This window comes from uncultured Solobacterium sp. (genome assembly GCF_963550625.1).
GTDB lineage: Bacteria > Bacillota_I > Bacilli_A > Erysipelotrichales > Erysipelotrichaceae > Bulleidia.
Genome location: NZ_CAUVCV010000001.1, coordinates 17,803 through 33,302 on the forward strand (window position 1 = coordinate 17,803; position 15,500 = coordinate 33,302).

Consider the following 15,500-nt stretch of genomic DNA (forward strand, 5'->3'; position numbering starts at 1 on the left):
ACTATGAAGATTGTAGTTGTAGGTGGTGTAGCTGGTGGTGCCAGCGTTGCCGCAAGAGCTAGAAGAATCGATGAAACAGCAGAAGTTGTTATGTTTGAAAGAGGAGAAAATGTATCCTTCTCTAACTGCTGCCTTCCTTTCGCTTTAAGTGGAATCGTTGATGATAGTGATAAGCTAGTATTGATGAATCCAGAAGAATTCTGGAATAAGTACAGAATTAAGGCTTTGGTAAAGCATGAGGTTACAGAAATTTATCCAGATAAGAAAGAAGTCGTTGTTAAAAACTTAGTTACTGGAGAAAGTTATACAGAAAGCTATGATAAGTTAGCACTTTCCCCAGGAGCTAACGCAATCTTTCCAGCTTCGATCAAGGGTATCGACCGTGAGAATGTATTTGTAGTAAAGAATGTTACAGATATTAAGAAGATTGAAGCCTTTGTAGCTGCTAAGAATGTGAATAAAGTTACAGTTGTTGGTGGTGGTTTTATCGGTCTTGAAGTGGCTGAAAACTTCCGCGAAGCAGGAAAAGAAGTAAATCTTGTGGAAGGTTTACCACAGGTTATGAAGCCTCTGGATGAGGATATGGCACAGATTCTTCATAAGGAAATCATTGATAATGGTATTAACCTTTATCTAGGAAAGACTGTTACAGAAGTTGGTGAAGGCGAAGTAGTCCTCTCTAGTGGAGAACATCTACCAGCTGAAGCAGTCATTATGGCAATCGGTGTAGCACCAGAAACAAAGTTAGCTAAGGATTGTGGTATTGAACTTGGTAAGACAGGTGCTATCTTAGTAAACTATAACTATCAGACAAACTATCCTGATATTTATGCAGTAGGTGATGCAATTGAAGTTACAAATAGACTTACAAATGATAAGACTAGACTTCCACTTGCAGGACCAGCACAAAGACAGGCAAGAGCTGCAGCAGACCATATGTTTGGTGAAACACACAGTAATAGAGGTGTTATTGGCTCAAGCTGTATCCATCTCTTTGGATTAAATGTAGCAAATACAGGTCTAAATGAAAAAGATTGCCAACAGCATGGTTATAACTATGACTTTGCGTATACAATCCCAGGAGATAAGGTTGGTTTAATGCCAGATAGTAACCCACTCTTCTTTAAGCTTATTTTTGAAAAGCCTACGGGAAGAATCTTGGGTGCACAAGCAGTTGGTAAGGGTACTGTGGATAAGAGAATCGACGTGATTGCGGCTATGATTAGCATGAATGCAACACTTGAGGACTTGAAGGAATTAGAACTTTGCTATTCCCCATACTACTCAACAGCAAAGGATGTTGTGAATCACACGGCTCTTGTAGGACTAAACCTTCTACATGATAAGTTTAGACAGGTTCCAGTTTACAAGGTTAGAGAACTTGTAGAAAACAACGCATGCATTATCGATGTTCGTGAAGCAGATGAGTTTGAAAAGGGACACTTAATCAATGCAGTGAATATCCCAATGTCTCAATTTAGAGAGAGACTCAGTGAAATTCCTACAGATGTTCCTGTATACTTACACTGCCGTTCTTCACAGCGTAGTTATAATGTAATCTGTGCATTACAGAAGCTTGGCTATACAAATGTTTACAATATCTCTGGTTCTTATCTAGGTATCAGTTTCTATGAATATTACAGAGATAAGGCAGAAGGCAGAAAGCCAATTGTGACAGAATATAACTTTGCGTAATTAATTACAAATTGTTGAAAAATGTTAAAGAATGGGGTTTCCTCATTCTTTTCATTATGCAAAATGATATAATCTAATGCGCAGAGGTGCTAGCAACATGAAGAAATTTTTATTAAAAATCATAACTGCGATAACAGTACTAACAAGTACCGTTTCTACAGTTGTATATGCGGATGAAGAACAGACAACCAGCGAAGGTTCTACTGTACGTATTTTGTTTACACATGATTTACATGACCACATTGATTCTTATCGTGTAACGAATACCGAAACAGGAGAACCAGAAACCATTGGTGGATATGCGGCACTAGCAGGAACGATTGCCGCAAATCGCAATGATCATACTGTACTAGTTGATGCCGGTGACTTCTCAATGGGTACATTCTACAACGCCTTATTTGAAAAGAGTGCACCTGACTTATCCTTATTAGGACTTATGGGATATGATGCGACAACACTTGGAAACCATGAATTCGATTATGGTGTTGCCTCCCTTACAAAGATGATTGAAAATTCCACCAATACACCTCCAATCCTATGTAGTAATCTCACATTTGGTGAGGACGAAGAATCACAGGCACTCAAGAAAGCCTGGGAAGAACATGGTGGTACAGAGTATAAAATCATTGAACGTGGGGGGTATAAAATTGGTTTATTCGGTGTAATGGGTGAAGATAGTGTCTATTACACGGCTGCTGGAAATAATACTTTCCCTGATCGTATTGAAGCAGCCAAACACATGGTACAGAAACTCAAAGAAGAAGGTGCACAAGTTATTGTTTGTCTTTCACATAGTGGTACCAATAAAGATGCGAGTAAGTCAGAAGACGAAATCCTTGCGGATAAAGTAGACGGTATTGATGTCATTGTCAGTGGTCATACACATACTGTATTAACAGAACCAATTCATAAGAATAAAACATGGATTGTGTCTGCAGGTAGTTTCGGTAAGTATCTTGGCTTGTTAGATATCAACGTCGAGACAAAAGAAAAGGTGGATTATCAGCTGATTCCTATCACAGCAGAAAGTCCAGTTGATGAAACAATCAACGCAAAGATTCAAGAATATAAAGCAGATGTAAATGAGAATTACCTGAAGCAGTATGGATATTCAATGGATCAATCCATTGGCTATACAAACTTTCCACTTGCGGATGTGTATGAGGATTACTCAGCATTCACTGGAAACACAATGGCAGACCTCATTACAGATGCTTATGTATATGCAAGCAAGTTAACCACAAAAGATACGACATTTACTATTGGTTTAACTGCGAAGGGCATTATCCGTTCTGGACTCACGAAGGGATATATTACTGTTGGAGAAGTATATAATGCGGTAAACCTTGGTAAAGGAAATGATGGGTTACTTGGTTATCCATTAATTCGTGTATACATGAAGGGTTCTGATTTAATCAAAGTTGCGGAGTTAGATCGTAGTGTAGGAAAAGATATGATGGTGGATGGACAGCTGTTCTTTAGTGGCATGCAGTATCATTACTCCGATTATCGCTTTATCTTAAACCATGTAATTGATGCGGAAGTTCGTACGAATGCAGGTTTCTATATTCCAGTAGAAAAAGATAAGTTATATCCAGTGGTAACGAATTTGTATATTGCAAATATGTTGCCATCGGTAGGAAAGAAAACATTCAATCAGTTAGATATTCATACATATGATGCTTCTGGTCATGAAATTACAGATTTCAGTGACATGATCTTATACAATGCGGATGGAACTGAACTAAAAGAATGGCAAGCAATCACACGCTATATCTTAGATATGGATAAAGTAAATGGAGTATCTGAGATGAAAGCGCAATACCAAACCGCAAGAGTACAGAAGATTAAGGATAAGCATTTCAGCTTTATTCGCTTCTTCCAAAATACATCAGCCTTTGGCTATCGCGTATATCTAGCAATCGTTATCGCAATCGCAGCATTGCTAGGAATTATCAAGTTAATTACATATTTGATTCGCAGACAGCGTGAGAAAAAAATGAATATAAATTAAAATACAACGTGGTATACTAAATCTATACGACAGAAGGGGAATGACATGAGCGAGAATAATACAAACCAAACACAAACACAGGCAGAAGCACAGGCACAGACACAAACAGAGCCAGAAATCACTCTTACGCTAACGCCTGATGAACTTCAAGAAGAAAATCAAAAGCAATTAACTGAATTAGAAGCTAAGAAAGCTGAAGAAGATGAAAAATTAAAGGCGATTGACCCAATTGAGGCAACTGAATTTACTGAAGCTGAAAAAAAGACAATTGATTCATTCTCAGAGAAGATTGATATTATGGATTCCAATACAGTTCTTCAGTATGGTTCTGCAGCACAGAAGAAAGTAACTGACTTCTCAAACTCTGCTTTAAAGAATGTACGTACAAAGGACTTAGGTGAAATCGGAAATATCCTTACAGATCTTGTAGTAAATTTAAAGAATACATCAGATTCTGATGAAAAGAAGGGATTCTTTGCAAGCTTATTTGATAAAGGTAAGTCAAAGATTGATGAGTTCAGAGCTCGTTATGACAAGGCAGAAGCTAACGTTGAAAAGATTGCAGGTGTCTTAGAGGATCATCAGATTCAATTATTAAAGGACATCGCATTATTAGATGAACTCTACGAACGTAACCAAGTAAACATCAAGGAACTAACCATGTATATCATGGCTGGTCGTAAGAAGTTAAAGGATGTTCGTGCAAATGAATTACCTGCATTAATCGCAAAGGCAAAGCAGACAGGCTTGCCTGAAGATGCACAGAAGGCAAATGACCTGGAACAGGCTTGTGTTCGTTTCGAAAAGAAACTCTATGACTTGGAATTAACTAGACAGGTTTCCATCCAGATGGCTCCACAGATTCGTTTAGTACAAAACAACGATACTCTTATGACAGAGAAGATTCAGAGTACTCTTGCGAATACAATTCCACTTTGGAAGAACCAGATTGTATTGTCTTTAGGTATCACACACTCCAAGCAGGCGATGGAAGCACAACGTGAAGTTACAAATATGACAAACGAGCTTCTCAAGAAGAATGCGGAAACATTGCACCAAGCAACTGTTGATACAGCAAAAGAAAGCGAACGTGGTATTGTTGATATTGAAACATTACAACATACAAACGAAAAGTTAATTTCTACTTTGGATGAAGTATTGAACATCCAGAAGGAAGGCCGTGATAAGCGTGAAGCTGCTCAGCTTGAACTACGTCGTATCGAAAACGAATTAACAAACAAGTTATTAGAAATTAACGCAGAAAAAGACGTAACAAAGAGATAGTTTCCAAAAAAGAAGTGGTAACACTTCTTTTTTATGGTCGATAAAGAAGCTTCTAAAGTCGTAAAGCTCGTTTTAGACTATTTATGGATGGGGGAAATTGTAACCAGTTAGTCGTTTACTTGAAAAATAAAGAAATACTCACCCTCGACCTTTGATATGAAACATTAAGATAGAAAAATGGTACAAAGTAGAAAACCACTATGTAGATAAAGACAAGTGACAGATAATATAAATTAACAAGGAGATTTATAAAATGAACAATTATATAAAAATAAATCAAGATAGATGGAATAATGTAAAAAATGACTATACGGAACCATTGACACATGAAGAATTAGAAGAAGTTAGGAATAATCCAATTTCTGTAGCATTAACCGTTGGAAAAAAAGTTCCAAAAGAATGGTTTGAAAAAACAAACGGTAAAAAGATCTTAGGTTTGGCTTGTGGTGGTGGACAACAGGGACCGGTTTTCGCTGTAAAAGGTTATGATGTCACTATAATGGATTTTTCTAAATCACAATTACAAAAAGATGATATGGTTGCTAAAAGAGAAGGCTTAAAAATCAACACAGTTCAAGGCGATATGACAAAACCATTTCCATTTGAAAATGAAACTTTTGATATTATTTTTAATCCAGTTTCAAATGTTTATGTAGAAGATTTAGAAAACATATATAAAGAAGCCTCTCGAGTATTGAAAAAAGGTGGATTGTTAATGGTCGGATTTATGAATCCTTGGATATACATGTATGATGCTGACATTGTATGGGACAAACCTGATGAGGAATTACTTTTAAAGTTTTCAATACCGTTTAATTCAAGAGAGCTTGAAGAGGAAGGCAAGATAACCATAAATCCAGAATATGGATATGAATTTAGCCATACCTTAGAAACTCAGATTAGAGGACAACTTAAAAATGGTCTTGCTATGATAGATTTTTATGAATCGTGCGATAAAAGACATCGATTATCCCATTATGGAAGTGACTATATAGCTACACTTTGCATTAAACTATAATGTGATAGAACGTACTTTAGGAGAATACCCTGTTTTTTCATGCAATATTTAGGAAATCTCAAGAAACGGTGCATTGACCGTATAATATAACAACATCATAATTTATTTATAGTCATTATGGAGGAATTGTGATGTCAAATATAAAAGTTACGATGTTATCAACATCAGAAAAGAAGAAATATATACAGATGCTAACTGAAGATTTACCAGTGTATCGTGCCCGCATTGGTATTTCTCAAGAAGAGTTATGCTTGATTTTAGGTATCTCTCGTCAGACATATAGCGCAGTGGAAACTGGCAGACGTGAAATGAGCTGGCATACATTCTTAACACTATTACTTTATTTTAGTTATAACGTTAAAACAAAGAGCATGCTAGAAGATAGTGGAATTGTTTCTGGGAAACTAGAAGAATTATTAAATTATACACGTCGTTAATGCGAATGACGAATATGGTGTTATAATAAAATCCTATTGCGGAGGTGCGAGATGATTTGTAAGAACTGTGGAAAAGAAATATCTGAAAGCAGTAAGTTCTGTGGCTATTGCGGTGCAAAGGTCACTGAGCAGCCAGAGCAATCACAGCCTGAGACCGTTAAAGAAAGTATATTTTCTAGGTTTCATTTCTACAAGTCCGATCTTGTTACACTTTGGAAGGTTGCTGGAAATCCTTTCCAGGGAAGTGAGTTATCCTTCTCAGCATCAATTGTCATTGTGGTATTAAACTTAATTGCGAATATTCTAATCTTAAGATGTATGATCTGTGGAATTGGATTAACAATCTTCTTTGTGGGTAGTATTTATACGTATTGTTACTTAAATCGTAAGGATGGACAAAAACCCGAAGATGTATACTGTGATGTTGCTAGAATTATTTTTGTGCCAACAGTATTTATATTACTAGCGGGAGTATTTATCCTATTCCAAACGCTAGAAGCACTATGGGTTTGGGCGATACTACTATCTATGTCATTTTGTATGGGATCCATTTTTGCGACAATTAAAAAGGGAAACCGTTTCTTAATGATAATGTTGATTACGTTCATATATGCAGTTATTCTTACAATACTTGTTTCTCAACATACACTTGGAAAATTCTTTAGTCTAGTATCATTACTAGGATTTAGACCGATGTGGTAGTAAATGAGATATTATCGTAGAAAGAAAAGAATAAAAAGAACGTGGACCATCGCTGCTGCGATGGTCATCTGTTTTGTATTATTGACTATCCGCAATATCTATATGCAGGCATATCGTTCAAAGCAACTATTAGAAGAGGAACAGCTTGTTGAGACTGATCCAAACATGCATACATATAACTGGTCAAATTTAACATGGAACAATGGTTTTCCATCTTACGAAGATGATACGTATACATCTGTAATTGGTATTGATGTTTCATCACATCAAAAATCAATCGATTGGACGGCTGTTAAAAACAGTGGTGTGAAGTTTGCGATGATCCAGGTGGGATATCGTGGATATGAAACAGGTGCACTCATGGATGATGCATACTTCGAAGAGAATATTCAAGGCGCAATTGAAAATGGAATTGATGTAGGTGTTTATTTCTTCTCGCAGGCAGTATCTGTTGAAGAAGCACGTGCTGAAGCGGACTTTGTCTTGGAACGTGTAAAGAAATATAACTTACAGTTACCTATCGTATTTGATTTAGAAGAAGTAAGTAATGCGACTGACCGTATTGAAAATACAACTGCGCAAGAGCGCACACAAGCGGCTGTCACATTTATGAATCACATAAAAAATGCTGGATACCAAGCGATGGTATACAGCAGTTCTCAATTATTTGAGACGGTATTTGAGATGAACTATTTACATGATTATGATTTCTGGGTGGCAGACTATTCTTATGCGCCAAACTTCAGTTATCACTTCAGTATCTGGCAATATACAGATTCTGGAAGTGTCAATGGTATCTCAACAAACGTTGATATGAATATCATGTTTGTAAAGAAATAGTTATTCATTGACAGGTTCTTCATAAAGAGTGGAACCTGTCTTTTCTATTTCTGCACTTCCCTTTGTAAGATCAGAAAAGATCGTTTGCAAGTCTTCTTCGTTACTTGCAAAGTAGGCATGTGCATAGTCATCATAATCAAAGCTAGCATCCGTTGCGTGATTGCGTATCCAGTTTTCTACGCTACCAATGTATTCATATGGATATTTCACATGCCAGGTAGCGATAGACACGTCTATTACTTTGTATGCTTCTTGTAGAACAGCACTGGTAGCACCACCATATGCACGAATTAATCCACCAGCTCCAAGTTTAATTCCACCAAAGTATCGTACAACACAGACTACGGTATCAGATAATCCGGCTTTGCGGATTGCTTCAAGGATAGGGATACCTGCTGTACCTGCAGGTTCATGATTATCATTAGATTTTTGGTAGGCGTCATTTTCTCCGACGATGTATGCGGTACATACATGCGTCGCATCACGGAATTCATCACGGATGTAGTCAATATAGGCTTTTGCTTCCTCTTCACTCTTTGCGACAGTTGCACAAGCGATAAAGCGTGATTTTTGGATGACAGTTTCTTTTCGGAATTCATTTTTTAAACGCATGATAACCTCTTTCATAAATCATTATAGTATAATATACGCAGGTAAAAAATATGGGAAGAATTAAACAATTAGATACATTAACAGCGAATATGATTGCGGCTGGTGAAGTCGTAGAAAGACCGATGGGTGTCGTTAAGGAACTTGTAGAGAATGCTATTGATGCGGGTAGTACTCGTATTGAAGTCAATATCACAGAAGGTGGTATCCAACGATTGAGTGTTATCGACAATGGTTGTGGAATGGATGCGCAGGATGCACAACTCTGTTTTGGTCGACATGCGACATCTAAGATACAGTCACAGAATGATTTATGGTCGATTCATACATTGGGATTTCGCGGTGAAGCACTACCATCAATCTCTTCAGTATCTAGAATGGTACTGAGTACATCAGATGGTAAGGATGCGACAAGAGTTGTCGTTGCCTATGGCAATGTAGAGAGTGTTACACCATATCCATGTAATCAGGGAACAGAAATATCAGTAGAAGGTTTATTTTATCAGACACCTGCACGTCTGAAGCATATGCGCTCAGCTGCATATGAAGCATCTCTCATTCAAGATGTTGTTTCTAAGTTTGCTTTGTCTCATCCAGAGATTGCATTTATCTTGCGTAGTGATGATCGCGAATCCTTCCGTACAAGTGGACAGGGAAATCTTTTAGAGGTTGTATACCAAGTGTTTGGTAGAATGGCTGCAGAGAATGCCATCCCGGTAGATTTTAGTGACTTTGATTATAGTGTGAAGGGTTATCTTATCAAGCCGAGTATCACACGTGCTAGCCGTACAGGTATGAACCTATTCCTGAACGGTAGAATGGTACGAACCTATAAATTATATAAAGCAGTACAAGATGGATATGAAGACTTTATCGTAAAAGGTCGATACCCAATTTGTGTATTAGATATTTCGATGGACCCACATCTTTTAGATGTAAACGTACACCCTTCCAAATGGGAAGTACGTTTATCAAAAGAGATTCAATTAGAAACACTCATCAAAAACAATGTTGCAAATATGCTAAGAGGTACGATTCTTGCGCCAGAAGCGGAAGTACGTGAGGCTAGACAGGAATACTATCAACCAATAGCTTTCGATACAGACCGTTTGATACAGGAAGCAGAGTATCGTAAGGAACAAGAGCGCAGACAATTAGTAATACAACCTGTCATTTCCACAACACAAGAAGTAAAAGTTGAGAAACAAGAAATAACTTTAGAAGAAGAAGTCAAGGAAACGGAAGCTGAACTTAAGCGTGTTTCAACACAGTTTGAACAGGAATATCCTGAATACAAGCCTCAACAACAGGTCTTTCCACCGATGGAAGTCATCGGTCAACTTCATGAGAAATTCATTCTCTGTGCAACTGAAAAGGGTCTAGTCATTATTGACCAACATGCGGCACAAGAGCGCGTACATTACGAAGAATACAAGGCAAAATTAAATCAAGATCCTGTAATGATGGATTGCTTGGTGCCAATTACAATTCATGCAGGAAATGATCTTGTAAGACGCGTTGAAGAAATCAATGCGGCAGTAGAAGATATCCATGTTGTATTTGAGCCTTTTGGTAGAGATACACTCGTTGTACATAGCGTGCCAGTATGGATGCAGGATATCGATGAAACACAGTTTTTGAATGATGTAATTGATTTATTTAAGAATGATCGTGATATTAAATATGCACGCATGGAAAAGAAAAAGATTGCGACAATGGCTTGCCATCATTCCATCCGTTTTAATCGTAGTTTAACCATGGATGAAATGAAGGAAGTTGTACGACAATTATCTCTGTGTGATAATCCATATCACTGTCCACATGGAAGACCAACATTTATTACCTTAGATGAGAAGACTTTAGTAAAGGAATTCTTGCGATGAAGAAAGTGATAGTTGTTGTTGGCCCTACTGCGGTAGGGAAGAGTGATTTTGCAATCGAACTTGCGAAAAAGTTAAATGGAGAAATTATCAGTGGAGATTCTATACAGGTTTATCAAGGTTTAGACATCGGTTCTGGTAAGGTGACACAAGAGGAAATGGATGGTGTACCACATCATTTAATCGATATCTACACAACCAAACAAAGCTATACCGTAGCAGACTTTCAGTCAAAGGCACGAGAGCTAATCAATCAAAGTGAGAAACCAATGATTATCTGTGGTGGCACTGGCCTATATATTAAGGCATGCTTGTATGATTATCAGTTTAGTGATGAAAGTGGCGCAGGTGTTGATATAGACTTAGAAAACTATACGAATGAAGAACTGTATCAGCAGTTATTAGAATTAGATCCTAAGCAAAGTGAAAAAATACATCCAAATAATCGTCAGCGTTTGTTAAGAAGTTTGACAATCGCAAGACGTAGCCCAAAAGTCCAAAGCGAAATGATTGCAGAACAGGAACATCGTATGTTGTATGATGCGCGTATTATTGGCTGTACAATGCCACGCGAACAACTCTATGCACGCATTAATGCGCGTGTAGAAAAGATGTTTGAGGCAGGTTTACAAAAAGAAATAGAGAAGCTGCTACAGCAAGGTGTTTCCTTTCAGGATGCATGTATGAAGGGAATTGGCTATCGTGAGTGGGAGGGTTTCCACGAAGGAAAGAAATCCCTTGAAGAAGTCAAAGAAGAAATTCAGAAACATTCTCGTCAATTCGCAAAGCGACAGTATACCTGGTTCAATCACCAGATGGATGTAGAGTGGTTTGAAAATAACAACAGTTTAGAGCGTCAAGCAATGTTAGAAAACTTGGTACATTGGTATCAGAATCAAAAATAGAAAGAAAAAAGACAGTATATTATCTTGTTTGACTTTTGGTCAAATAATCATATAATAATATTGTCAGGAGGACTTAATCATGAGTGAATTTGACAGACAAAATTATTATGGAACATATAACGAGGAGGCTGGCCTCAAAGCTTATATAACAAAAGTGTTTACATACATGGGTGTTGGCTTAACAATTACAGCTGCAGTAGCATATCTTATCTTCCATTCCTTGATAACAAGAGGAACATTAGCACGCATCTTCTTCTTTAGTGAATCAGCAATCTATATCCAGATTGGATTATTAATCACACAGATTGTGTTGGTGCTTTCTCTAAATGCGGCAATTAGACATTTATCAAAGGGTGTATGTACAGCATTATTCTTTGCATACGCTGCGTTAACAGGTATTACATTTGGTGTTATTCCACTAGCGTATGAAGTGGGTACTGTATTCCAAGCATTTATATTTGCGGCAATCTTATTCGTAAGTTGTGCTGTTATTGGCCATGTTACAAATGTTGATTTAACAAAGTATAGTGGAATCTTATTTGGTGGATTAGTTGCATTATTAATCGCAAGTATCGCATCCATCTTTATTCCAGTATTACGTAATAACTTATTGATTGCATATCTAGGATTATTTATCTTCATGATCTATACAGCATTTGATATTCAACGTATCAAGCAGTTCTACTATATGGCGGTTAATGGAGAAGAAGAAAGAGAGAAGCTTGCAATCTATGGAGCATTACAGCTATATCTAGACTTTGTTAACATGTTCCTATACTTATTAAGAATTTTAGGTAGTAGAAGAAGACGTTAATCACAAATCAATGTTAAAATAATGACAGGTCAATAAGACCTGTCATTTTTCACCAGGAAGGAGGATTGATGATGAAAGTCGCAGAACTAAATTTTACAGTCATGTATCAGAAGTACATTACAATCGAAGCGGACGATTTAACAGAACTATTAAAAGATAAAATCGAAGTGCATCAGGATGACTGTTACGCTGTATGTTCAGCGTACTGTACAGAAGATGGAATGCTAATGTTTAATGTACTATCAATCGGTAATTCATGGGAAACATGTCTTAGAGGAATGGATGATCCAGAGATGCTCGGTTTCTTTACAATGGAACAAGTCTTTGACCGTGAAGTAAGAGTTGTCAAAGAAACAGTTCAGATGGTAAAGAAGAATGCGTCATGGATTGAAAAAACAGAAATAAGAGATGAAGACTTACGTCGCTTGCGCAAAGATGAGCGTTTAGATGCATTGCGTGATCCATTTTATCCAGATAATGTACTAGCAGGAGTTATGCACGGATCAGTCATTCATGAGATTACAGTGCGCCTAACAGGTATCCATGGTCCATTTGTTGTTGGAGAAGTCGATGAAGAGCCAAGCCAAGAAATTGGATTACACTTTGCGGATAAAGTATGGGCAATACCATACTATGCTGAGGATGTATCACATTTGATTATCTTATTTGGTGGTGAAACACTAAGTGATGAAGAATCAGCTGTACTAGAAAAAATTGTACATGAAACAGAGAAACTAGGAATTGATTTTTCTGGAATCTCAATGAAGAGCTAGGAGAAAAACATGAGCCAGAGTCAAGATATTAGATATACTTGTCCTTATTGCCATAAGGAATTTGATACAACAATCTATACAGCAATCAATGCAGAACAAGACCCAGACTTGAAAGAAGCTTGTATCAGTGGGGATGTTTTTAGACATACCTGCCCTCATTGTCAGCATGCATTCATGATTCAACCACCACTAGTTTATTCAGATCCATCTAGAAAATTCTTAATTTGGCTGAGCCAACAAGAGCCAGCAGAGTCTTTGAAGCAGTTGGCACAGCCTCTTGTAAAACAAGGTTTTAAGTTAAGACGTTGTGCTACAGTACAGGAATTTGCGGAAAAAATACAGATTTTTGAAGATGGTATAGATGATATCATGGTAGAACTTGCAAAATACGACAGCTTTATTGAGTATATCGACAATAAAAAAGGAACTGCCGAAGATGTGACTGGTATCGAATATCAACATACAGAGAACGATGTCATGAAAATCAATGTACGAGCTGACGATAAGGGAATGTCATTCTTAATTCCTGTTAGTGTTCTCGAAGAAGAGATGAAAGTGGATAAAGATCGCTTCGCAATTGATGAGACAGATTTCCCACGCATCAACAATGATTGGATTATCAGTGCTTATACAGAGGCTGCTGGTAAGGCTTAAATAGTCATATAAAGCAAAATGTATAAAGTGCATGCATGTTTTTGATTGACATGCATGCACTTTTTGAAAATTTTTCATATAATCGTTCAAAAAATGTACAAAAAATTTTGAAATATTATTATCAGGCTATATAAATTATTGAAATAATATTTATAATAGAAGTTGTCGGTATGTAGTGATGGTGGTTAAATGCCATGCATGCGAATGATAATTGGGAAGGGAAAGCGATAAAATGAACAAGAAGGGCCGTGATTTCGTGGTTGCAGCTAATGCATTTAATTATTGCATTCAAGCAATTAAGGCAGAAGAAATCAAATCAACAAAGCTAAAGGGTGCAGAGACAATGTTGCTATTATATTTAGGTTTTAACCCTCAGGGCTTAACAAACACAGAATTGGTTGAATCTAGCAAGATGGATAAGGCAGCAGTATCTAGATCTCTTGCAGAGTTAGAAAAAGGAAAATTCATCCGTTTTGAGTGCCGTAATGGTAAGAGCAGATATGGTGCACATGCTGTATTAACAACAACTGGTAAAGAAGTCACAGACCGTATTATAGAAAGAATCAGCAAGGTTCTAACAAAAGCATTAGGCCATTTAAGTGCTGAAGACAAGAAATCTTTCCTAACAAATATGGCTGTTGTTGCATCTGCTATGTTAGAAATAGTAGAATAGTATAGTGAAAATAAGATAGAGTAATCTATCTTTTTATTTTATGGAGGAAATATGAAAGATTATTCACTTTTAGGTAGAGTAGCAAACGGTCTAGGGATTGCCTACGATAAAGATGCAGGTGTAGCTTGTGCGACAGAAATAGGTTATACATATGCATTAACAATATTCCAGAATGTATACACAGTCATCGCTAAATTCTGTGTTGTTGACCAAGACAATCGTAAGCCAAATGATTTAAATCTACGTGGTCTTGTAAGTGCTGTAAAGAAGGTGGGTAGTGCAAAAGCCAACGGTAATGTTGTAACGATTACATTCAAGACAGCATTTACTGCAAATGGTAAAGCAAAGAATATTATTTCATCAATTCCAGAAATCATTAACTGGTTCCATATGAATGGCTACTCAAACTGTGCAGAAGAAACATTAGAACCAGCAGAGACAAGAGTTTTCATCAAGCAAGGTGCGATTCACTTCTATACAGAAGAAGTTGCAGTACAAATGCTAGCAGATCATACAGAAGCACAAGCACAGGCTCCTGTTGTAGTTGAAAACTATGCACTAGGTACAGCGTTTGCGTTAGGTGGTGTTATTGCAGGTGCTATTCTGATTGTCGTGATTGGTCAGTTAGGATATATCTCCATTCTTGCGGGTGTAGCGATGGGCTTTATGACATTAACTGCATACCAAAAGGGTGCTGGTAAGTTAAGTAAGATTGGGATTGCAATCTGCTTTGTACTAATGTTTATTGGTGTTTATTATGCAAATAAGTTTGACTTTGCATTAACAGTTACACAGGCTTTCCATGAAGAAGGATATGTCAATGTTCGTATGATGGACTCTTTCCAGGTATTACCTGAGTTGATGGAGAGAGGTATTGTAGATAAGATGAACTACTATGCAATGTTTGCCTTCCAGTGTGTAGCAGCATTAGGTGGTGCGCTTTCTCCACTTACAGCATTACTACGTGAAAACAAAGCAGCTAGCATTACAAAAATTCTTGGATAGTACATCACATAATTTTACAAAATCTTGCCATATTTGAATGACAATAAATTTGTACTATATAAGTGCAGATAGGAATATCTGCCCTGAATGATTGCTCCCCTTAGCAAACATCAGTGAAATTCTATCCCCTTATTAAATAAAAACAAGAGAAGACCATGCGGAGGTCTTTTCTTGTTATAAGGGGTAGTATATCCAAT

Annotated in this window: 15 protein-coding genes; 14 read left to right on the top strand and 1 reads right to left on the bottom strand. The window is 37.1% G+C overall.

Features of this window, described 5'->3' with window-relative positions:
- Positions 1-3 precede the first annotated feature (3 nt).
- The 7 genes from RYK16_RS00090 to RYK16_RS00120 all read left to right on the top strand — a co-directional run bounded on the left by RYK16_RS00090 (position 4) and on the right by RYK16_RS00120 (position 7,990).
- Positions 4-1,695: an FAD-dependent oxidoreductase gene (locus RYK16_RS00090; protein WP_314850057.1), complete on the top strand. Its 1,692-nt coding sequence runs from the start codon at positions 4-6 to the stop codon at positions 1,693-1,695.
- A 97-nt stretch (positions 1,696-1,792) separates the two neighbouring features.
- The gene (locus tag RYK16_RS00095; RefSeq protein ID WP_314850058.1) at positions 1,793-3,709 is read left to right on the top strand and encodes a bifunctional UDP-sugar hydrolase/5'-nucleotidase; all 1,917 of its coding nucleotides are present in this window, start codon (positions 1,793-1,795) and stop codon (positions 3,707-3,709) included.
- A gap of 45 nt (positions 3,710-3,754) precedes the next feature.
- Positions 3,755-4,993 (top strand): toxic anion resistance protein, encoded by a 1,239-nt coding sequence (locus RYK16_RS00100; protein WP_314850059.1) that lies wholly within the window; start codon positions 3,755-3,757, stop codon positions 4,991-4,993.
- Between the two features lie 253 nt (positions 4,994-5,246).
- Positions 5,247-6,011: a class I SAM-dependent methyltransferase gene (locus RYK16_RS00105; protein WP_314850060.1), complete on the top strand. Its 765-nt coding sequence runs from the start codon at positions 5,247-5,249 to the stop codon at positions 6,009-6,011.
- Between the two features lie 131 nt (positions 6,012-6,142).
- On the top strand, positions 6,143-6,448 hold the full coding sequence (locus RYK16_RS00110; RefSeq protein ID WP_294209035.1) for a helix-turn-helix transcriptional regulator: 306 nt from the start codon (positions 6,143-6,145) through the stop codon (positions 6,446-6,448).
- Positions 6,449-6,499: 51 nt separating this feature from the next.
- Entirely contained in the window at positions 6,500-7,150 is a 651-nt protein-coding gene (locus RYK16_RS00115) for a zinc-ribbon domain-containing protein (protein WP_314850061.1), read from the top strand.
- 3 nt (positions 7,151-7,153) lie between these two features.
- Complete coding sequence (locus RYK16_RS00120) at positions 7,154-7,990, top strand: glycoside hydrolase family 25 protein (protein ID WP_314850062.1); 837 nt, start codon at positions 7,154-7,156, stop codon at positions 7,988-7,990.
- Here RYK16_RS00120 and RYK16_RS00125 read toward each other — a convergent pair whose 3' ends face one another.
- Positions 7,991-8,602, bottom strand: coding sequence for a YigZ family protein (locus RYK16_RS00125; protein WP_314850063.1), 612 nt, complete (start codon positions 8,600-8,602; stop codon positions 7,991-7,993).
- Between the two features lie 50 nt (positions 8,603-8,652).
- Between RYK16_RS00125 and mutL the strand changes: the two genes are divergently transcribed.
- The 7 genes from mutL (at position 8,653) to RYK16_RS00160 (ending at position 15,303) form a co-directional block, all read left to right on the top strand.
- A complete protein-coding gene (gene mutL, locus RYK16_RS00130) occupies positions 8,653-10,482 on the top strand; it encodes a DNA mismatch repair endonuclease MutL (protein WP_314850064.1) in 1,830 nt (609 codons plus the stop codon).
- Complete coding sequence (gene miaA, locus RYK16_RS00135) at positions 10,479-11,384, top strand: tRNA (adenosine(37)-N6)-dimethylallyltransferase MiaA (RefSeq protein WP_314850065.1); 906 nt, start codon at positions 10,479-10,481, stop codon at positions 11,382-11,384. The genes mutL and miaA overlap by 4 nt, the downstream gene beginning before the upstream one ends.
- 79 nt (positions 11,385-11,463) lie before the next feature.
- Positions 11,464-12,198, top strand: a complete 735-nt coding sequence (locus RYK16_RS00140; RefSeq protein ID WP_314850066.1) for a Bax inhibitor-1/YccA family protein — start codon at positions 11,464-11,466, stop codon at positions 12,196-12,198.
- A gap of 71 nt (positions 12,199-12,269) precedes the next feature.
- The gene (locus tag RYK16_RS00145; RefSeq protein ID WP_314850067.1) at positions 12,270-12,971 is read left to right on the top strand and encodes a hypothetical protein; all 702 of its coding nucleotides are present in this window, start codon (positions 12,270-12,272) and stop codon (positions 12,969-12,971) included.
- A 9-nt stretch (positions 12,972-12,980) separates the two neighbouring features.
- Positions 12,981-13,625, top strand: coding sequence for a CpXC domain-containing protein (locus tag RYK16_RS00150; protein WP_314850068.1), 645 nt, complete (start codon positions 12,981-12,983; stop codon positions 13,623-13,625).
- 232 nt (positions 13,626-13,857) lie between these two features.
- On the top strand, positions 13,858-14,298 hold the full coding sequence (locus RYK16_RS00155; RefSeq protein WP_314850069.1) for a MarR family transcriptional regulator: 441 nt from the start codon (positions 13,858-13,860) through the stop codon (positions 14,296-14,298).
- 51 nt (positions 14,299-14,349) lie between these two features.
- A complete protein-coding gene (locus tag RYK16_RS00160) occupies positions 14,350-15,303 on the top strand; it encodes a hypothetical protein (RefSeq protein ID WP_314850070.1) in 954 nt (317 codons plus the stop codon).
- Positions 15,304-15,500 lie beyond the last annotated feature (197 nt).